We start from the raw sequence: 20,336 nt of genomic DNA, 5'->3' as shown, positions 1-20,336 counted from the left end.
AAGGGAGATAGATGATCCAAATCGATCCGAGAAGCTCGACTCCGATTTATGAGCAGATTATTCAGCAGATGAAAGAGCTTTGTTTAAAAGGAATAATGAAACCCGGAGATAAGCTTCCTTCTGTCCGAGAGCTTGCGACGATCATCATTGCAAATCCGAATACGGTAAGCAAAGCCTATAAAGAACTTGAGCGCGAAGGGATTATCGAAACGTTGCGTGGAAGAGGGACATACATTTCAGAAAACGCGAAAGTCACGCTTGATGAAGGGAAGATCACGATGATGAAAGAGCAGTTAAAACAGCTGATCATCGATGCACACTACGCCGGAATCGACATTCAGAAGCTATATGAATGGATCGCGGAAATCAGCGAAGAGGTGAAAGGAGGCGCGGCAGATGATTGAGTTAAAGCATGTATCAAAAACGATCGATGGTAAAGAAGTGCTCAAAGACGTTTCTTTAAAACTCGAAGAAGGAGAAATATTCGGATTGCTCGGCAGAAACGGTTCGGGAAAAACGACGCTCCTTCGCCTTATCCAGCAGATTCTTCTTCCAGACGAGGGAGACATTTTATTCGACAGCATTAAAATCAAGGATCACCCGTTGGTAAAGCGAAACATCATGTACATGCCGGTGCAAAATCCTTTTTTTGAGAAATACAGCTACAAACAGCTCGTTGCGATTTTGCGCGGCATATATCCGGACTTTGATGTTACATATGCAAACGAATTAATGAACCGCTACGGGATTTCTGAAACTAAAAAATACCGGGAATTGTCGACAGGATTGAAAAAGCAAATGTCGCTCATTTTGTCATTTGCCATCCGCCCTGCCGTCATTTTGCTTGATGAGCCGACAGACGGCATCGATGCTGTCACAAGGCATGACGTCCTTCAGCTGATGGTCGATGAAGTGGCCGAACACAATACGACCATTCTGATCACATCCCACAGGCTCGAAGATATAGAGCGGATGTGCAACCGGATCGGCTTTCTCGAAGACAATACGCTGTCAAACGTCATGGACCTTGACGATCTGAAAGAAGACTTCATCAAGATTCAAATGGCGTTTGAAGAAGACGTCAATGTAAAGATCAGGGAGAGAGACATACCTGTTTTAGACCATACAGGCGTGTTTTATACAGTGCTCATTCCGAAAGGAGACGATGTAAGCAGGCAGTTTCTCAAAAGCCTGTCTCCTAAGGTGTGGAACGAGCTTCCTGTCAGCCTTGAGGAAGTATTCATCGCGAAGTTTGGAGGGAAGCGAAGATGGTAGACCGCGGATTGCTTTATAAAGAGTGGAAGCAGCATCAATGGCTCTTTTTAATCGTCTTTGCCGCCATTATGCTCAGCGAGCCGCTTACAATATTGAACGGTTATTTATCTTATCAGGGGTGTCTGGAGGATCAAAAAGCCTTTAAAGATTTACAGTGCGAGTTTGTCATAGAATATCCAACCGGAACATTTGTCCAGATGTTTTGGATAGGGGGAGTCATCCTTGCACTCAGCCAGTTGGGCTTTGAACGGAGCAAAGGAACGCTCGATTTCACATTAAGTCTTCCTTATAAGCGGGTCACGGTTTTTCAGACAAAGTTTGTGTTTGGCGCATCTGTTCTTTTGTCAGCGCAATTATTATCGTACTTACTCTCATACTTGATGGTCACCGTGCTGAAGCCGGAGGTGCATAATTTTCACGTCCTTTTTATAGGCGCCATGTTTTTCAGTTTTATGGTTTATTCTTTGGTGATGGCGGCCGGGACGATGACAGGCAACATATTGGGGCAGCTGGTCGTTGCTTTTTCGGCGTCTATTCTGCCGTATTTGCTCATCGGGCTTCCGATATCCAATATTCAGGTTATTCTCCGTTTTTTCGGAATAGTTGACAGCGGTGTTTTTATGGATTCGGACTTTTTAGGTTATATCACACCGATTATATACCTCGATCATTTCGGCATTTTGGATGAAAACAGGCTGGTTATGTTCATTCCGCTTATTATGGGCGTTCTGTTTTATGTGATTGGCTATTTCTGTTTTTTGAAACAGCCGGTTGAGAGAAACGGACACTTTTTCTTATGGAGGCAGATGGAGAGACCGATTCAGATTCTCGTCATCTTATTCGGCATCTTCGGTTTTGGCCTGGCCGCTTCAGAAAACATTATAAGCTACATCATAGGGATGATCATCGGCTCAGTTGTCGGATTTTTGCTCAGCTACTTCTTGATTTTCAAAAAAACGAGACTGTAAACCGCGGAGAGGAGATAGAGAAAATGATTACCATAGAACATATTCACCACTCATTCAAAATCGGAAAAAAAGGAAGGGAAAACGAAATCAAAGTATTGAAGGACGTCTCGCTTACCGTCCAAAAAGGGGAAATCGCCTGTATCGTCGGGCGAAGCGGTTCAGGGAAATCGACGCTGTTAAACCTGATTTCCGGCTATATTGCGCCGACAGAAGGAAAGATCATGATTGGCGGGAGGGATGTGACGGGATTCAGCGAAAAAGAGTGGGCGGAGTTCCGCCTTGAACATTTCGGCTTTATCTTTCAAAGCTTTCAGCTGATTCCGAGTTTGACGACGTTTGAAAACGTCGAGCTGCCCCTTACATTAAAAGGCGTTCGTCCGGCGGAGCGCAAGCAAAGGGTGAATGATATGCTGCGCCGCGTCGGCCTTGAAAACCATGCAGGCCATTATCCGAACGAGCTTTCCGGAGGACAGCAGCAGCGCGTCAGCATCGCGCGGGCTTTGATTTTAAACCCGTCGATCATTTTGGCGGACGAGCCGACGGGAAGCCTTGATTCCGAAACAGAGCAGGAAATCCTCGGATTCATCAAGCAGCTGAACAGAGAAAGAGGCATCACGTTCATTATGATTACCCACGATGACGAGGTGGCGTCTATCGCAGATACGAAATTTCGTTTATTTGACGGGGTTTTGGAGAAGGGGGAAGAGACTGTTGAAGTTTAAGGATCAGCTGAAATTCATCAGAAGAAACATGAAGAAAAACCGCCTCAGGGTGTTTATGACAATACTGGCGACAACGGTGGCCTGCGCGTTTTTAATCGTGCTCGCCTCCGTCGGCTTCGGGCTGCAAAAGTCGATGACCGAGCAATTGATGAGAGATCAGGTTGTCACGAAAATCGATGTCGCAGGAAAAGAAGGGCAAGGCGACAAACCGGTTCAGAAGAAAGATTTAAAAGACTTTGAAAAACGCGGCGATGTAGCAGCCGTTATAGAACGTACAAGAGTGATGTCGCCTGTAGAAGCCAAATTTGGCAACCGGACCAATGGACAAATCGGTTATTTTATACTTACTGACATGGCTGCGGAGCAAAAAGCGAACATCAAGCTGGATCGCGGACGCGTGGCGAAATCGCCGAATGAAATCGTCGTCGGCTATCATTTCGGCAAGCAGCTGTGGACGAAAAAAGAAGCGAAAGAATATCAAAAGCAGCAAGAAAGCAATCCAGATGATGTAAAAGAACCTAAAGGATATGAAAAAGATATTCTCGGCAAGACGATAGAATTAAAGATTGAGAAGATAGATGAAAAGACAGGAGAAAAAAGCAAGGAAAGAACGTATGACTTTAAGGTTGTCGGGGTAATGGAAAAACCTTCTTACGATTGGGTGAGCGATTCCAGCGTCTATATCAGCAATGACATGCAGAAAGGGATTACCGATTTTCTGAAAGCGGATAAAGACAGCGGTGATATAGAAAAAGAACTGACAGTCTATGCGGACAACTTTGAACACGTCGATCAGCTCACAAAAGATTTGGAAGATAAAGGATTCTTCGTCGATTCTGTCACGAAAAAGCTGGACAGCGTCAATCTGCTTTTTATGGCTTTTAAAATCGGACTGATTTTCGTCGGGGTGATTGCCGTATTGATTTCTGCGATCGGAATTTTCAACACGATGACAATGGCCGTCACGGAGCGGACCCAGGAGATCGGAATTATGAAAGCGATCGGTGCGAGTCCGAACGTCATCCGCAAAATGTTTTTAATGGAAAGCGCCTATATCGGTTTCATCGGATCTGTATTCGGCGTTATCATCTCATACGGTGTCAGCTTCCTGGTGAACAGGCTTCTCCCGGTGATTTTGTCATCGGTTTCCCAAGGCGAAGGGACTGCACAGGATTTCAGCATCACGTTCTCCTATATTCCGGTGAGCCTTGTCATCATCGCGACTGTCATCAGTATGGGGGTTGCGATTCTGTCAGGATTGAATCCGGCCGTCAAAGCGACGAGAACGAACGTGCTGACAGCGCTAAGAAGAGAATTATAGAAAGAAAGCCGGCAGCGTGCCGGCTTTTTTAGCGTTTTGGCGGTCTGTATCCCGCGTCTTGTGCTTCCTGTTCAGAACAAAACCATTGAACGACGTTTTTCGTGCGGTCATAGTATGTACTTCCAGGCGTATGATAAATTTTGTTGACGCTCCCCTTAATGTTGCACTCCTGACTGTGCTCTGCGGTCTTTTTGGAAGAGCCTGAGCTTTTGCTCTGCCCGGCTGAAGAAGCTTCTGTTCGATTGTCTGCCTGGGCCTGCTTCGTTTTTGCGCTGTTCTTTTGGACGCTTGCCAGTTTTTTCTCTGCTGATTTCTTATCTTCCGCGAGCTTGTCCTTTTCTTTGAGCAGGTTCTCATTTTCTTTTTTTAGCGTTTCGTTCTCCGTTTTTACGGAAGCCAATGTTTCATTCGTTTTTTGAATCTGCTCTTTTAAAGATTTGATTTCATTTGAAAGAGACGTTTTCTCAGACGTCAATTCTTTGATCTGAGCCGTCTGTTCTTTCGTTTCCTTTTCCCCGGCATATGTCTCCTGATCCGTATACGGTGTTGTCGCGGCGCAAAGGAGAAAGCCGCCTATCAGAAAGGGGTAAAAGATTTTTTTGGAGAATCGTTTGTCAGGCGAAAAGAACTTTTTTCTGATCAAATGAAAAACGGCATAGCCGAGCGAAAAAATGATGGAAAAAAATCCGATTGCATAGAAAAATTCCATTTTTGGGTCTCCTTTCTTCTTGTATTCATATTTTAACTCATTAAGAAAAAAATGTTTAGATTGAAAAAGTTCTTGCAAATCTCAATATTCATACGTAAAATGAAGGGAATCAAATATGTAACTTATGAAGAGAGATGGAGGGACTGGCCCTGTGAAATCTCAGCAACCTGCATAAGCAAGGTGCTAAATCCAGCAGAATGTCAGACGCATTCTGAAAGATAAGTGATCGACTCTTTCAGGCGGACTGGAAGAGTTTTTTTATGTTGAGGAGGAGATTGGAATGAAGAAATGGACAAAATTGTGGGGAACACTTGCATTGGCGGGAACACTTGCCCTTCTTGCCGCATGCGGAAACAGCGCGGCAAACGGAAGCAAGGTGATTAAAATCGGTGCAACCGCAGGCCCTTATTACGATATGGTCACAAAAGCGATTAAGCCTGAGCTTGAGAAAAAAGGCTATCAAGTGGATGTCGTTCAATTTACAGATTATGTGCAGCCGAATACGGCATTGACGGAAGGCGAGCTTGACGCCAATTTGTTTCAGCATGAAGTCTTTATGAAAGCTTACAATAAGGAAAACAACAAAGATCTCGCCGCTCTGATTTCGGTGCCGACCGCACCGATGGGTCTGTACTCATCCAAGTATAAATCGCTAAAAGAGGTCAAGGCGGGGGCACAAGTAGCTATACCGAATGATCCGGCTAACGCTGCCAGGGCGTTTTTAACGCTTAAGGATCAAGGATTGATCAAGCTGAAGGACGGCATCGATACATTGAAAGCTTCTGAACGCGATATCACGGACAATCCGAAAAAGCTGACGTTTAAGCAGCTCGAATCCGCCAACCTGCCAAGGGCGGTTGAAGATCTTGACATCGCCGCCGTACCGGGCAATTTCGCCCTGTCTGCCAACATGAAGTTGCAGGATGCCCTTGCGCTTGAAAACATGCCTGACTGCTACCGCAACCAAATCGTTGTCGACGGAAAAAACAAGGATAAACCATTCGCCAAAGATTTAAAAGAAGCGGTCAAATCGGAGGTTTTCGAAAAAACGATCGACAAAGAATTCGCCGGATTCGGAAAGCCGAAATGGATGACCGAATAGCGGCATGTGAACATACAGCTTCTAACGGCAACGTAGATGCCGCTGTGCCGGTTTCTAATCTCAAGACATACATGTCATCGGACAGCCTCAGGGAGCCGGCATCTTGCCGGCTTTTTTTCGTTCTTCGCTTTCTGTTCCATAAGACGACGTTTTCCAGGGGAGCGGGAGAACCGCCGAAAAACAGATTGCATATAAAACGAAGTGCGAAATCGCCGATAGAAAAAAGGAAAGCTGAAATTCCGATTATTATGATCGATTCAATATGGACCGGTTCTCCCGAATCTGCGAACTTTTTCCGCTTTTTTATGATAGGAGGCGTTTGACGTGATAAAATTTTCAGCCTTAACAGGCGCGCTTGGGGTGGCAGGAGTGATTACGCTCATCATTTCATGTGCAAACGGAACAGAAAGCGGCAGCCGGACGATTAAAATCGGTTCTGCTGAAGAACAGTATTTTGATATTCAGCCCGCAAAAACGGCTGGATTTGCGGCATTCTTTCAGCCGAATCGCGGGGAAAAGCCTTACGCCGGTCAGTTTCAAAACGGGGTGTTTGCGGAATTTCAAAATAAGAAACATGACAAAAAAACCGGCTGTTTTATGGGGGAGCCGGGTTCGCCAATGGACGTAAGAAACGGGGCTGAACGTCCGCCGGCATTCGAACAGCCAGGAACTGTAAAACATCCGCGGGACGGGAGCGGTGCCGAGCCGGACAGGATAAAAATCCACGATGGCCCGGACCCTGAATACAAACCCCGCCCCATCTAAGCAGCGGAGATTAAAGTATTTTTTCCGAATATTATAAAAAATATCCTTTCTAAAAAGGGGTTTTTTTATGAAGGAAAACCGAATTCCCTCCATTGAAAAAAATGGCCAAAACGAATAGAATCTAGAAGGAACGAAAATCAGAAAGAAGGAAAACACAATGCCGCGTACGTTATGGATGCTGATCATCGGGATGTTTATCAATGTAACGGGGTCTTCTTTTTTGTGGCCTTTGAACACTATCTATATTCACGACCATTTAGGGAAATCGTTAACCGCAGCCGGATTTGTATTGATGCTCAACTCCGGAGCCAATGTCATCGGAAATTTATGCGGCGGTTATTTGTTTGATAAAATCGGCGGTTTCAAATCCGTCATTATCGGAATCGTGATCACGTTTGTCAGCCTTTCCGCCCTCGTGTTTTTTCATGGCTGGACGGCTTATATCCTCTTGTTGACAGCTGTCGGATTCGGGTCGGGTGTTGTGTTTCCGGCATGCTACGCAATGGCCGGAGCGGTTTGGCCCGAAGGCGGCAGAAAGGCTTTTAATGCCGTGTATGTAGCGCAAAATGCCGGGGTCGCTGTCGGTTCCGCGCTTGGGGGAGTCGTTGCATCATTTTCATTCGCTTACGTCTTTTTTGCGAATGCGATGCTTTATGCCGTTTTTTCCGCGATTGCATGTTTTGGATTCAGACATATCCGCACAGAACGTGCAGTAAAGTCATCCGTTGTAGATCATGCTGCCGGCGCAAGCGGAAAATCAAGATTTTCAGCCCTCATGCTCGTATGTACGGGATATCTTCTCGGCTGGGTCGCTTATTCCCAATGGTCTTCAACGATCGCTTCACATACGCAGGATCTCGGCATATCGCTCGGGCAGTACAGTCTGCTATGGACGGTCAACGGTGCGCTCATCGTCCTGGGTCAGCCGCTTACCGGAATGTTTGTCCACAGATTCGCCAGTTCGCTAAAAAAACAAATCGTGAGCGGATTCATCATTTTTATGTTTGCTTACGGCATGCTGTTTGCCGCTGAATCTTTCCGGGTTTTCCTCGGCGCGATGATCGTGCTGACGCTCGGGGAAATGCTCGTCTGGCCGGCTGTTCCGACGATCGCAAACCGCCTCGCACCGCGGGGGAAAGAAGGGTTTTACCAAGGCTTCGTCAACAGCATGGCGACGGGAGGAAGAATGATCGGGCCGCTGTTCGGCGGAATGATCGTTGATTTTTTCAGCATGCAGGCATTATTGGCTGTTCTGCTCGTTTTGCTGATGATCAGCATAGGAACAGCATATTTATATGGCCGAAAGGAAAAGCAGCTCTCTGTTTGATATAGAAAAAATAGGTAATTGTAATTATGTGAAAATGAATCGAAGGAATCAAGATTATCACCTAGTTCTTCACATATAATGGAAGAAACAAGCTTTTTTTTCCTCAGAGACAGAACACATTTTCTGTAGTAGTATCGAATATCATCGCAAAGGGTTCTAGGGGGGCTGCTCGATGGCCTGAAGTCGCTTGACGAATCTAAGGGCTTTAGGAAGGTGATGAAGATGCTGCATCAAGTTTTGGTTGCTTGTTTGATTGGAGGGATTATGGGGGTTCTCGGGCACATTAAAAAAAGAGGACGGCTCGAGAAACCGAGAACGACGAAACGATTTATTTACCTCGGTTTTTTTGAAGATATTCTTGTCGGCATGGTTGCCTCTATTTTGCTTGTTTTATCTGCGGAACCTGACTCCGGAATTCAGCTCGTGGTTTTATCCATTGTTGCAGGCTACGGCGGTGAAGCTGTATTGAGAAGCTTTGACTTTGTCAGAGAACAGCAGGCAAATGTACAAAACTCCGGACGGCAAAACGATTCTCCACACGATTAAGATCCTCACTCTTACCCTTTTTTCAGCACATTCCCATTGTATACAAACCTGCTTGCACTTATGAACAGAATTCTATAAAATACAGATAAGATTACGGTTACGGCAAGAACAGTGAAGAGGAGCAGTAAGAAGCCCCATCTGCCACAGAGAGTTGACGGCTGGTGAAAGTCAATCAGGTTGGGCTTCTGAACTCGCCTCAGAGTTGCAGCAGTGATGAGCTGCTGCCGTGCATCTGCGTTAAAGATATCAAGTGAGTGTACGAATGTACACTAACAAGGGTGGTACCGCGGGAAATCGAATCTCTCGTCCCTTCTTAGGGATGGGAGAGTTTTTTTGATTTTGGAATAATCTGAATATCACGATGCCGGTCCCGTCCATACTTGTATGCAAGGATGCCGTACGTACATTCAAAGGAGGTTTTTACAATTGAGTTTTGATCATCAAAAAATCGAGAAAAAGTGGCAGGACTATTGGCTTGAAAACAAGACTTTTGCCACGCTTGAAGATACATCCAAACCGAAGTTTTATGCTCTGGATATGTTCCCGTACCCGTCCGGAGCAGGCCTGCATGTCGGCCATCCGGAAGGCTATACCGCGACGGACATTCTCTCGCGCATGAAGCGCATGCAGGGATATGACGTCCTGCATCCGATGGGCTGGGATGCATTCGGGCTTCCGGCTGAGCAGTACGCGCTCGATACGGGGAATGATCCTGCCGTCTTTACGAAGCAGAACATCGATAATTTCCGCCGCCAGATCAGGGCGCTCGGCTTTTCGTACGACTGGGACAGGGAAGTCAATACGACAGATCCTGACTACTATAAATGGACACAGTGGATTTTCTTAAAGCTTTATGAAAAAGGCCTCGCTTATGTAGATGAAGTGCCTGTGAACTGGTGCCCGGCGCTCGGAACCGTTCTCGCCAACGAAGAAGTCATCGACGGAAAGAGCGAACGCGGCGGTCATCCTGTCGAAAGGCGTCCGATGAAGCAATGGATGCTGAGAATTACGGCATACGCCGACCGTCTGCTCGAAGACCTTGAAGAGCTCGACTGGCCGGAGAGCATTAAAGAAATGCAGCGCAACTGGATCGGCCGTTCTGAAGGTGCACACGTTCATTTTGAAATCGACGGCCAGGACGCCATGTTTACGGTTTTCACGACCCGTCCCGACACTCTGTTCGGTGCGACGTACGCCGTACTAGCTCCTGAACACGATCTGGTCCAAAAGATCACGATGCCTGAACAAAAAGATGCGGTCGACGCTTATATTGCGGAAGTTCAGTCAAAGAGCGATCTTGAGCGCACCGATTTGGCAAAAACGAAGACAGGCGTTTTTACAGGCGCTTATGCGGTTAATCCGGCGAGCGGAGAAAAAATTCCGGTCTGGATCGCCGATTATGTCCTGGCTACATACGGAACAGGAGCGGTCATGGCGGTTCCGGCCCATGATGAACGCGACCATGAATTCGCAACGGTATTTGGTCTCCCGATCAAAGAAGTCGTCAAAGGCGGAAACGTTGAAAAAGAAGCGTATACAGGCGACGGCGAGCATATCAACTCCGATTTTCTGAACGGTCTCGACAAAGCGGCTGCGATCGAAAAAATGATCGAGTGGCTTGAAGAGAACGGCAAAGGCGAGAAAAAAGTGACATACCGGCTCCGCGATTGGCTGTTCAGCCGCCAGCGCTATTGGGGCGAGCCGATTCCGATCATCCATTGGGAAGACGGCACATCCACCCCGGTTCCTGAAGAAGAGCTGCCGCTTATCTTGCCGAAAACGTCTGAAATCAAGCCGAGCGGTACGGGAGAATCGCCGCTTGCCAACATTAAAGAATGGGTCGAAGTAACAGACCCTGCAACAGGCAAAAAAGGAAGACGTGAAACGAATACAATGCCGCAGTGGGCCGGCAGCTGCTGGTACTTCCTGCGCTATATTGATCCGAAAAATCCGAATGAACTCGCGTCTCCTGAAAAATTAAAGAAATGGCTTCCTGTCGATATGTATATCGGAGGCGCAGAACACGCCGTTCTTCACTTATTGTATGCGCGATTCTGGCATAAATTCCTTTATGATATCGGAGTCGTGCCGACAAAAGAGCCGTTTAAGCAGCTCTACAACCAGGGAATGATTCTCGGCGAAAACAATGAAAAAATGAGCAAATCAAAAGGCAATGTCGTCAATCCGGACGAAATCGTTAAGACGCACGGGGCAGACACGCTTCGTTTGTATGAAATGTTCATGGGGCCGCTCGACGCTTCGATTGCCTGGTCTACGAAAGGCCTTGACGGTGCGCGCCGCTTCCTTGACCGCGTATGGCGCCTGTTCATCGACGACAATGGCGAATTGAGCAGCAAGATTACGGAAGGAGCAGGCGAAACGCTTGAGCGTGTCTACCATGAAACGGTAATGAAAGTGACAGATCATTTCGAAGGGCTGCGCTTCAATACGGGAATTTCCCAGCTGATGGTCTTTATCAATGAAGCATATAAAGCGGACAAGCTTCCGAAAGAATACATGGAAGGCTTTGTGAAACTGCTTTCTCCTGTCGCGCCGCACCTTGCTGAAGAGCTTTGGAGCCGTCTCGGCCATGAAGGCACGATCGCATATGAAGCATGGCCTGTCTATGACGAAGAGAAGCTTGTCGATGATGAGGTTGAAATCGTCGTTCAGGTGAACGGGAAAGTAAAAGCCAAGTTAAATGTTCCGGCTGACGCAAACAAAGAACAGCTTGAGGAACTGGCCAAAAACAACGAAAAAGTAAAAGAACAGCTTGAAGGAAAAACGGTCAGAAAAGTGATCGCCGTTCCGGGCAAGCTTGTCAATATTGTCGCAAACTAAAGCAAAACCCCTTCCTCCGCGAAGGGGTTTTTTTCGATCCTAAGCCTTGGATCTTTTCAAGCTTATGTTTGATTTCAGCCGTTTCGTCCATGTATTACAATAGAGGCAAAGGAGCTGATGAGTATGAAGTTTGCCGATTTTTCCGCCGTGCAGGTACGAATCGCAAGACCGACAGACCGTTTTGAAGAGGTCATCGCCTTTTACGAGAAAGGTCTCGGTTTACAAAGGATCGGTGAGTTTTCCGGGCATGCCGGCTACGATGGCGCGATGTTCGGCCTGCCGAATTCCCTGTATCACCTTGAATTCACATCACACGAAAACGGGAGCCCGTGTCCCGCCCCGACGAAAGACAACCTTCTCGTTTTTTACATCCCTGATTTTCAGCAAATCAAAACGATTGCAAAGAGGTTGTCTGACATGGGGTATGAAGAGGTGCCTCCGGAAAACCCGTATTGGGAAGAAAAAGGCGTAACGATCGAAGATCCCGACGGCTGGCGGATCGTGCTGATGAACACGGAAGGAATTTAGCCGGCTATGCTTCGCGCCACTTTTCCGCCTGACTGCGGACGATTTCTGTAAAGGCGGTCATCGCCGGAGAGAACCATTTGTTTTTATGATAACTCATTTGGGTAGAAAAGAGGGCGTCTTTGACCATGATGCCCTCAAGCTTTTGTTCGCTGATTTCAGTACGGGTTGTGATCATCGGGAGGAGAGAGACGCCCAGCCCGCACATGACGCACTGTTTAATGGCCTCTACGCTCCAAAATTCCATCGTCTTATCGGTGACGACGCCTTGATTATGCAAATATTCTTCAAAAAAGTCTCTGTAGCTGCACCCGTGCTCCGTATATAAAAACGTTTCATTTGTGCTGAACGCCAAATGCTGATAATCGGTTTTCCCTGCCGGATGCCCCTTTGGAAAGATGAACACCATCGGCTCGTCCACGAGTTTTTCAATATGGAGATCCTCTTCGTTCCGCTCTTCATCCAGCAAAAAAGCGACATCGATTTTCCCCTGTCTCAACTCATCCCTCAGCTGCCAGCATGTTGAAGACTTCAGCGTCACTGTCACCTGCGGGTACTTGCTTTTATATTCGTGAAGGATCGTCGGCAGCCTGTAGACGGTTAACGATTCGGAAGCGCCGATGATAAGGTTTCCGGAGGGCTGCTTGTCGTCTGCAGAAATGTACCTCGCTTTTTCATACAGCTCGATCATCTCCGTTGCATAAGGAAGGAGATGTTTCCCCGCTTCCGTCAGCAGCATCTTTTTTCCTAAACGATAGAATAACGGCTTTCTCAATTCTTGTTCAATCGCCTGTATATGGGAAGTCACCGTCGATTGTGCATAGCCCAAATAATCTGCCGCACGGGTGTATCCCCCGATTTCGACGATGGTTTTGAATGTTTTCAAATGGCGGATTTCCATCTGTGTCAGGTCTCCTTTTTTTCTAATATCGAAAAATCCGAAGTTATGGATCATTACTATCTATTTTACTGATTTAACAAATGAGATTACAATCATTTTACATCGTTTAGAAGGGATTGTGTTTAGGTGAAAGAGAAAAAACTGGGGTCTTTATTGCTAAGCGGTTTGATGACGGGGCCGATTTTAGGCTCAGGTGTTATTCTGCTGCCGCCGATGGTTCATGAGATAGCGGGGGACTATGCGATATTTGCCTGGCTGTTTATGATGGGAGCCGGATTTTTGTTTGCGCGGATTTTTGCGATATTGAGCATTGAATTTCCAAACGATGCGGGTATAGCTTATGCGGCTGAAAAAGCGTTCGGCATTCGGGCGAAAAAACTGGCAGTCTTCTATTTTATCACTGCAGCAAGCTTTGGCCCCGCGGCCGTACTCATGACGGCCGGCCAGTATATTCACTCGATCGCGGCCGGTTCTGCGGTTTCAACTGAAGCTTACGGCCTTTTGCTGTTCATCATTTGCCTCGTTGTGCTGTGCTTTCGCATTTCGTTTGTGGGAAAGGTTTCGTTCGTCTTTTCAAGTGCGGCGGCGGTTCTCTTGCTTGGAGGGAGCTTCACGTCGATTCCTTTTTTCAGGGAAGGGCCGCTGATCGAAGGGGCTTTTCGGCTTGCCGATTTTGGCCATGGTTTGCTGCTGCTGTTTTGGGCTTTGGTCGGCTGGGAAATGATCGGAAACTACAGCATGGAGGTAAAAGACAGAAGGAAGGTGATTCCGCGTGCTGTCGTGATCAGCGGGCTGACGGTTACACTCGTGTATCTTGCAATAGCCGGAGCCGCCCAGTGGATCGATCCGGGCCGTTTTCAAAGCGGCCAGCTGAAACTGACGCTCATTTTAACGCCGCTGTTCGGCCCGTACGCATTAGCCGTCATCGCCGCGGTCACCTCTGTATTGTGCATGAGCACGTATTTGCTTGTCGTCGGGGGAGCCGCCAGATTAATATTCTCGCAGACAGCAGGCGTCCTTGCGTACAGAACGAAGGACGATAAGCCGATCGCAGCGCTTGGCTTGATTTTCGCTGTACACGCAAGTGTTTTCGTTTGTTTGTTTTTTCATGCCGTCAATGTCGACACGCTCGTCGCTATCGCAAACGCCTTTTTTATCTGCCATTCACTCTGCGGCCTTTTTGCAGCATACCGGCTGTTGAGCGGTTTTGTTTATAAAGCGATTTGCGTTTTTTTGATCGGCTGTTTTTCGCTTCTTCTGTTGTTTTCATCGCTTCCGATCTTGTGTTTTGTCATGTTCGCGACCGTTATTTTTGCCCTTCGCAGCGGTCCTTTAAAAGACACGAGGTTTAAATAATACCTAAAAAACAGGTGAAAGCCCCTTTCAAATCGTATTTATGTAACCATGAAGAGGTGAAGAAAGGAGACATGTGATGCGCGGACAATTGCTCAGGCTGCTCGGCGATTTGCCGGATCAAAAGGAGATTCAGGCGAAAACTCTTAAAAAAGAAGAAAAGGATTCGTTCATTCTTGAAACGCTATTGCTAGGGTTAAACGGCATCGAGACCGTTCCGGCCTATTTTGTGAAGCCGAAACAGGCGCAAGGCAAACTGCCGGTCGTGCTCTATTGCCATTCCCACGGCGGGCGATACGAAAGGGGAAGGAAGGAGCTGATCGAAGGCGCGGAGTATTTGGAAAGGCCTCCATACGCCGAGGAGCTGACATCTCTCGGGTTTGCGGCGCTCGCCATCGACCATTGGGCTTTCGGAGACAGGCGGGGGAAAACGGAGAGCGAGATTTTTAAAGAGATGCTCTGGACCGGGCGGGTGATGTGGGGGATGATGGTGTATGACAGCATCCGGGCCCTTGATTATCTTGAGACGCGGGATGACACCGATACTGGCCGAATGGCTGCGCTCGGGATGTCAATGGGAGGTTTGATGGCCTGGTGGACGGCTGCGCTGGACGCACGCATCAGCGCATGCGTCGATATATGCAGCCAGGTTGACAGCGAAACGCTAATCAAGACGCAGAATTTGGACAGGCACAATCTGTATTCATATGTACCAGGGCTCGTAAAGCATGTTTCAACCGCACAGATTCAGAGCCTGATTGCTCCGAGGCCCCACTTGAGCCTCGTCGGAACTGCGGATAAGCTCACTCCCGTCATGGGGATTGATATCATCGAGAAATCATTGACCTCCGTGTATAAAGAAAAAAACGCGGGTGAACGCTATGAAATGTTTCGCTCCCATTCGGGGCATTTGGAAACCGCCGCAATGAGGCAGAAAGCGATCGATTTTTTGAAAACATGGCTGTGAACAGGAGGATGATTATTGGTGAAGAAGGTAACGATTGTCGGGGGAAGCGGGACGGTCGGGCGCATATTGATCCGCGGGCTGTCTGATGAAGGATACGATCTGGCGGTAATGGATGTAAAAAAGCCTGAAGAAGAGCTGCCTGATCTGCACCCTGTCAAGTAGACAGTGGAAATAACTAAAACACACTAGACGGCTTTAGCCCTGTATTCCACTGGGCTGAGGCCGTTTAGTTTTTCTTGTAGACGATCGTGGTTGTAAAAGTGGATATATTCATCAATTGCGCTTTGAAGTGCCTCAAATGTCTCGTACGAATTCCGTCTGTATTTCTCGCATTTTAATTTCCCCCAAAACGACTCAATGGGGCCGTTGTCAATACAGCGGCCGACGCGGGACATACTCTGTGTCATATTTGCGTTTTCAATCATCCTTCTAAACTGGTGGGACGTGTATTGAAAACCTCTGTCGCTGTGAAGGAGAGGACGTGCGTTTGGGGCTGCCTCAAGCGCTTGGTTCAAGGTTTTAAACACAAGGGCGTTATTATTGGATTTCCCCAGCACATAAGACACGACCATTCCCTCATGAAGATCTAAAATGGCACTGAGGTACGCTTTCCGATGGCCGTATTTTAGCTCTGTCACATCAGTCACCCATTTTTGATTTGGTTTGTCCGCTTTAAACTCTCGATTCAGGATATTTTCGGACACATGTTGAGGCGTCGCTTTGCCGTAACGTTTTTTCTTCCGCCGAATGACACACTCCAGCTTGGCAATTTTCATCAGCCGATAGATGCGCTTATGATTGAGGCGCTCTTTAAAGCGGCGGTTCATGTTTAAGGTCATTCTGCGGTATCCGTAGATACCGCCAATTTGTTCGTGAAGTAGCGCCATTTTGGCGATAATCTTTTCATTCTGTTTTTCTCTCGCTGAAGGTACTCGGCTCCTCCATTTGTAATACCCCTGGCGCGAAACTTCGGCAATCTCACATAACATTTGGACAGAAAAGCCTTCTTTTCGATTCAGCTCTAAAATGGCGAGATATCGATCTTCGTACCGAACCTGACTTAGAACCGCCTCCTTTTGATCTCTTCCAACTTTTTTAAGAACGCATTCTCTGCGCGCAAACGCTCATTTTCCTGTTCCAGCCGTTTGTTTTCCCGTTGAATTTTTTCTTCAGGTGTCAGTTCTTCTTCGGTTTTGCGTTTTCCCCGTGTATCTTTTAAGGCTTCTTCTCCACCTTCTTGATACTTTTTCACCCATTGATACACCTGTTGGTAGGAGACTTGATGAATCTCCATTGATCTGGCGTAATCTTTTCCGTGGGCTAGGCAATCCTTCGCAATCTTAATCCGTTCTTCCAAAGAAACATTCTTCCGTTTGGTCATTAAACGATTCCTTCCTCTCCCACTGTCTTTTAACGTTTTATGACCATTATAAAGCTCGACCCACTTCATGAGCACGGATTTACTGGAAATCTTATATTTTCTCGAGATTTCTCTTTGAGAGTAGCGTCCGGATAAGAAGTCTTTCACGGCATTGTATTTTAATTCTGCGGGATAGAACTTATGGCGCTTTGAACGTTCCAAACTCTCCACACCCGCCATATCATGCGATGTTCTCCATTCACGAATTGTTTCGGCATGAATGTCATATTTTTCTGCGATCTCATTCACCGAATTATTCTCCTGATCACATTCTGATAGAATATTCAATTTTTCCTTTTTTGAAAACCATTTTCCAGCCATGAAAAAACTCCCCCAAGGCAAACAGATTTTTTTATTTCATCTGTCTACCTTTAGGGGAGCATATCAGCCTGCAAGGTTTATCCAGGCTGATGCACAAAACGGTGAAGGCCATCCCTGAAGACACCGATGCGCTGATCAACCTTCTCGCCGTCAAACCGACCGGCAATCTTCTTGACAAGCAAGAATTTGAAAAAATGACAGACATCTTTTTTAACGCGACGTATGCGATGCTTATGGCCGCAGTGCAACGCGGCGTGCCGAAAGTCATTTTTGCAAGCAGCAACCACGTCACAGACGTTTATGAGCAAAATGGCGTGTCTTTGCTTAAAAGACCGATTCAGACGGAAGATTATCCGCTGTCAAAAAGCCTGTACGGCTTGCTGAAATTGGCCTCAGAAAACCTGGGATACCTGTTTTCGCATCATTCAGGCGCCCCGGTTTCCGTCATCAATTTGCGGATCGGCACGGCGGTCGAAAACGAAAAAGAAGCGCTGCTGACAAAGCCGAGGACGAAAAAAACGCTGCTGTCCAAGAAGGACCTCGTCGGCATATTTAAATGTGCGATTGAAGCCGATAAAACGTATGGTACATATTATGCCGTCAGCGACAATCCGGACCGGCCGTGGTCGATCACATCCGCCGTCCGCGAATTAGGGTATGAGCCGAAAGTCAATTCGGCTGACCTTTTGAAAAAAGACTGACGTATCATCTTCTAAGGCGATGATCTTTTTCTTTGTTTTCGCATTCCTGCTCACAAAATGATTATAGACGCTTCTCCCCTCCTTTTGCTACATTTTAGACACGATATCGTAATTTTTTGACAGCGCTTACAAAAAAGGAGGGGTGAAATGGCGATCAGACATTCCGCGGGAAGCCGCGTGTTTGATGTGTTGAATTACGCTTTTTTAACCGGATTCGGCCTCGTTTGCGTGCTGCCGTTTATCCATGTGATAGCCGCCTCTTTTGCAACGGTGGAAGAGGTCATTTCGAAAAAGTTCATATTGTTTCCGACCACGTTTTCATTGGATGCGTACAGGTACATTTTTTCGACTGACATCGTGTACAGAAGCTTGATCATTTCCATTCTCGTAACAGCCGCGGGAACAGCCGTCAGCATGTTCCTTTCCTCGCTGATGGCATACAGCTTGTCGAGAAAGGAACTGATGGGCAGGCGCATGCTGATGTTTTTGGTCGTCTTTACGATGCTCTTCAGCGGCGGGATGATCCCGACGTTTCTCGTCGTGAAATCGCTCGGATTGCTTGATTCCTATTGGTCTCTGATACTTCCGGGCGCCATTAATGCTTTTAACCTGATTATTCTAAAAAACTTTTTTCAAAACATTCCGTCCAGTTTGGAAGAATCTGCGAAAATCGACGGGTGCAATGACCTGGGGATCTTTTTCCGTATCATTCTGCCCTTATCTTTGCCGGCGATTGCCACGATTTCGCTGTTTTATGCCGTCACCTATTGGAATACGTACATGCAGGCGATTCTGTATTTGAGCGATGCGACGAAATGGCCGATACAGGTTCTGCTCAGGCAGATCGTCATCGTCTCAAGCGGCATGCAGGGGGATATGACGGAAATGGGAGCAGCAGCGGCGCCGCCTGAGCAAACGATTAAAATGGCGGTGATTGTCGTCGCGACAATTCCGGTGCTGCTCGTCTATCCGTTCATTCAAAAACATTTTGCAAAAGGTGCGTTATTAGGGTCTATTAAAGGTTAAAACGAGGGGGACAATGTATGGGGAAAAAATGGCTGATCCCGATTGCCGCGTTCGCGCTTTTAGCGGGAGGATTGTTTGGCTGTTCGAACAAAGGAGCGGAGCAGGCCTCTTCGAAGGAAGGAAAGGTCGATCCCAACTCTCCTTTGGATCTGAGCTGGCTGGTGATTCTCTATCACCAGCAGCCGCCGAAGGACACGGCGATTAAAAAGATCGAAAAGCTCACAAACACAAAGCTCGATTTGATGTGGGTGCCTGACGCGGTGAAGGAAGACCGCCTGAATTCCGCGCTTGCCGCCGGCAATCTTCCGAAAGTCGTCACCATCCAGGATATCAAAAATTCATCGGTTATGAACGCCTTCAGGTCAGGCATGTTTTGGGAAGTCGGGCCTTATTTGAAGGATTATCCGAATTTAAGCAAGATGAATAAGCTGATCAATAAAAATGCCTCCATTGACGGTAAACTGTACGGCATTTACAGGGAGCGCCCGTTATCAAGGCAAGGAATCGTCATCCGCAAAGACTGGCTTGACAATCTCGGCCTGAAAACGCCGCAGACGCTCGATGAGTTGTACGAGACGGCAAAGGCGTTTACTGAAAAAGATCCCGACCAAAACGGGAAAAAGGATACGATCGGGTTTGCCGACAGAAACGATTTGATCTACGGAGCGTTTAAAACATTGGGATCCTACATGGGAATGCCGACGGACTGGAAAGAAGAAAACGGCACATTTACACCCGATTTCATGACGCCGGAATATAAGGAAACGATGAAATACATGAAAAAGCTGTATGATGAAGGACTCATCAATAAAGACTTTCCGGTGACAAGCAAAACGCAGCAGCAGGAGATGTTTTCCCAGGGGAAAGCCGGGATTTACGTCGGGAATATGGTCGATGCCGTCAATTTAAGGGATCAGTCGGTTGACGACAAGATGGAGCTCGATATCATCAACCGCATCAAGGGCCCTGACGGAAAAGAGCGCGTCTGGTCATCAGGCGGGCACAACGGTATTTTTGCGTTTCCGAAAACGAGCGTGAAAAGCGAAAAAGAGCTGAAACGGATTCTGGCCTTTTTTGACAGGATCGCAGAAGAGGATGTCTACAGTCTGATGACATACGGAATCGAAGGCGTCCATTACAAAAAAGAAGACAAGGATCATTTCAAACGGATCGATGACAAGCTGAAAGATTGGCAGGCGGAAATTCAGCCGCTCGTCTCCCTTGTCGGCATTGATAAAGCATACTTAAAAAACACGGGAGATCCGCTGCGCACCAAATATGAAGAGCTGACAGAGGACAACGAAAACATCATCGTCTCCAATCCTGCTGAAAGCCTGTACTCTCCGGCTGCATCTGAAAGGGGAGATGAACTGCAAAAGATCATCGATGATGCGACATACCAATTTATCCTTGGCAAAATGGACGAAAGCCAGTTTGACAATGCGGTCGAAAAATGGCGGACAAACGGCGGAGACCAAGTAATTGAAGAATATGAAGAAGCATATAAAAAATCGGTGAAATAAATACAGGCGATCCCGGGTCTTTC

General features: G+C 47.1%; 20 protein-coding genes, 1 riboswitch and 1 other annotated feature. Of the genes, 17 read left to right on the top strand and 3 right to left on the bottom strand.

Going from position 1 to position 20,336, the window contains the following annotated elements:
* The first annotated feature begins 11 nt into the window (after nt 1-11).
* Genes NSQ39_RS14785 through NSQ39_RS14765 form a run of 5 tightly spaced genes read left to right on the top strand, consistent with a single transcriptional unit; the run spans nt 12 to nt 4,286 of the window.
* On the top strand, nt 12-404 hold the full coding sequence (locus NSQ39_RS14785; RefSeq protein ID WP_046129333.1) for a GntR family transcriptional regulator: 393 nt from the start codon (nt 12-14) through the stop codon (nt 402-404).
* Complete coding sequence (locus tag NSQ39_RS14780) at nt 397-1,275, top strand: ATP-binding cassette domain-containing protein (protein ID WP_046129332.1); 879 nt, start codon at nt 397-399, stop codon at nt 1,273-1,275. The genes NSQ39_RS14785 and NSQ39_RS14780 overlap by 8 nt, the downstream gene beginning before the upstream one ends.
* Nucleotides 1,269-2,243, top strand: coding sequence for a permease (locus NSQ39_RS14775; RefSeq protein ID WP_046129331.1), 975 nt, complete (start codon nt 1,269-1,271; stop codon nt 2,241-2,243). Before NSQ39_RS14780 ends, NSQ39_RS14775 begins: the two co-directional genes overlap by 7 nt.
* Before the next feature lie 23 nt (nt 2,244-2,266).
* A complete protein-coding gene (locus NSQ39_RS14770) occupies nt 2,267-2,965 on the top strand; it encodes an ABC transporter ATP-binding protein (protein WP_175076623.1) in 699 nt (232 codons plus the stop codon).
* Nucleotides 2,955-4,286: an ABC transporter permease gene (locus tag NSQ39_RS14765; RefSeq protein WP_175076624.1), complete on the top strand. Its 1,332-nt coding sequence runs from the start codon at nt 2,955-2,957 to the stop codon at nt 4,284-4,286. Before NSQ39_RS14770 ends, NSQ39_RS14765 begins: the two co-directional genes overlap by 11 nt.
* Before the next feature lie 28 nt (nt 4,287-4,314).
* On the opposite strand, the gene NSQ39_RS14760 is transcribed toward NSQ39_RS14765, so the two are convergent.
* Nucleotides 4,315-4,995: a sunset domain-containing protein gene (locus NSQ39_RS14760; protein WP_175076625.1), complete on the bottom strand. Its 681-nt coding sequence runs from the start codon at nt 4,993-4,995 to the stop codon at nt 4,315-4,317.
* A 119-nt stretch (nt 4,996-5,114) separates the two neighbouring features.
* Nucleotides 5,115-5,220, top strand: a riboswitch (SAM riboswitch).
* Nucleotides 5,221-5,275: 55 nt separating this feature from the next.
* Between NSQ39_RS14760 and NSQ39_RS14755 the strand changes: the two genes are divergently transcribed.
* The 6 genes from NSQ39_RS14755 (at nt 5,276) to NSQ39_RS14730 (ending at nt 12,104) form a co-directional block, all read left to right on the top strand.
* Entirely contained in the window at nt 5,276-6,097 is an 822-nt protein-coding gene (locus tag NSQ39_RS14755; protein WP_175076626.1) for a MetQ/NlpA family ABC transporter substrate-binding protein, read from the top strand.
* 324 nt (nt 6,098-6,421) lie between these two features.
* Nucleotides 6,422-6,862 (top strand): hypothetical protein, encoded by a 441-nt coding sequence (locus NSQ39_RS14750; protein WP_341015701.1) that lies wholly within the window; start codon nt 6,422-6,424, stop codon nt 6,860-6,862.
* 157 nt (nt 6,863-7,019) lie between these two features.
* Nucleotides 7,020-8,189 carry an MDR family MFS transporter gene (locus NSQ39_RS14745; RefSeq protein WP_175076628.1) on the top strand — a complete coding sequence of 390 codons (1,170 nt, stop codon included), beginning with the start codon at nt 7,020-7,022 and terminating at the stop codon, nt 8,187-8,189.
* A 216-nt stretch (nt 8,190-8,405) separates the two neighbouring features.
* Nucleotides 8,406-8,735 carry a DUF4257 domain-containing protein gene (locus NSQ39_RS14740; protein WP_128748408.1) on the top strand — a complete coding sequence of 110 codons (330 nt, stop codon included), beginning with the start codon at nt 8,406-8,408 and terminating at the stop codon, nt 8,733-8,735.
* Between the two features lie 102 nt (nt 8,736-8,837).
* Nucleotides 8,838-9,049 (top strand) — a binding site (T-box leader).
* Nucleotides 9,050-9,161: 112 nt separating this feature from the next.
* The gene (gene leuS, locus NSQ39_RS14735) at nt 9,162-11,576 is read left to right on the top strand and encodes a leucine--tRNA ligase (protein ID WP_175076629.1); all 2,415 of its coding nucleotides are present in this window, start codon (nt 9,162-9,164) and stop codon (nt 11,574-11,576) included.
* A 123-nt stretch (nt 11,577-11,699) separates the two neighbouring features.
* A complete protein-coding gene (locus tag NSQ39_RS14730; protein WP_046129321.1) occupies nt 11,700-12,104 on the top strand; it encodes a VOC family protein in 405 nt (134 codons plus the stop codon).
* A gap of 4 nt (nt 12,105-12,108) precedes the next feature.
* Here NSQ39_RS14730 and NSQ39_RS14725 read toward each other — a convergent pair whose 3' ends face one another.
* Nucleotides 12,109-13,002: a LysR family transcriptional regulator gene (locus NSQ39_RS14725; RefSeq protein WP_175076630.1), complete on the bottom strand. Its 894-nt coding sequence runs from the start codon at nt 13,000-13,002 to the stop codon at nt 12,109-12,111.
* A 126-nt stretch (nt 13,003-13,128) separates the two neighbouring features.
* On the opposite strand from NSQ39_RS14725, the gene NSQ39_RS14720 reads away from it, so the two are divergent.
* From NSQ39_RS14720 to NSQ39_RS14710, 3 genes are all read left to right on the top strand, one after another.
* Nucleotides 13,129-14,358, top strand: coding sequence for an APC family permease (locus NSQ39_RS14720; protein WP_336885359.1), 1,230 nt, complete (start codon nt 13,129-13,131; stop codon nt 14,356-14,358).
* 76 nt (nt 14,359-14,434) lie between these two features.
* On the top strand, nt 14,435-15,322 hold the full coding sequence (locus tag NSQ39_RS14715) for a dienelactone hydrolase family protein (protein WP_046129319.1): 888 nt from the start codon (nt 14,435-14,437) through the stop codon (nt 15,320-15,322).
* A gap of 18 nt (nt 15,323-15,340) precedes the next feature.
* On the top strand, nt 15,341-15,484 hold the full coding sequence (locus NSQ39_RS14710; protein WP_341015694.1) for a hypothetical protein: 144 nt from the start codon (nt 15,341-15,343) through the stop codon (nt 15,482-15,484).
* A 23-nt stretch (nt 15,485-15,507) separates the two neighbouring features.
* Here the strand turns inward: NSQ39_RS14710 and NSQ39_RS14705 are convergent.
* Nucleotides 15,508-17,063 (bottom strand): IS3 family transposase gene (locus NSQ39_RS14705; RefSeq protein ID WP_341015692.1). Its coding sequence is split into 2 segments (ribosomal slippage): nt 15,508-16,406 and nt 16,406-17,063, totalling 1,557 coding nucleotides; the frame shifts between segments, so codons are not numbered across the junction.
* A gap of 89 nt (nt 17,064-17,152) precedes the next feature.
* On the opposite strand from NSQ39_RS14705, the gene NSQ39_RS14700 reads away from it, so the two are divergent.
* The 3 genes from NSQ39_RS14700 to NSQ39_RS14690 all read left to right on the top strand — a co-directional run bounded on the left by NSQ39_RS14700 (nt 17,153) and on the right by NSQ39_RS14690 (nt 20,313).
* Entirely contained in the window at nt 17,153-17,764 is a 612-nt protein-coding gene (locus tag NSQ39_RS14700) for an NAD-dependent epimerase/dehydratase family protein (RefSeq protein ID WP_254416563.1), read from the top strand.
* Between the two features lie 147 nt (nt 17,765-17,911).
* Nucleotides 17,912-18,790, top strand: a complete 879-nt coding sequence (locus tag NSQ39_RS14695) for a carbohydrate ABC transporter permease (RefSeq protein WP_175076632.1) — start codon at nt 17,912-17,914, stop codon at nt 18,788-18,790.
* A gap of 17 nt (nt 18,791-18,807) precedes the next feature.
* A complete protein-coding gene (locus tag NSQ39_RS14690; protein ID WP_175076633.1) occupies nt 18,808-20,313 on the top strand; it encodes an extracellular solute-binding protein in 1,506 nt (501 codons plus the stop codon).
* The last annotated feature ends 23 nt before the right edge of the window (nt 20,314-20,336 follow it).

Source organism: Bacillus sp. FSL W8-0848 (genome assembly GCF_038007805.1).
Classification (GTDB): domain Bacteria; phylum Bacillota; class Bacilli; order Bacillales; family Bacillaceae; genus Bacillus; species Bacillus glycinifermentans.
Note: the sequence above shows the minus strand (reverse complement) of the source record. Positions and strands in the feature narration are given on the sequence as shown.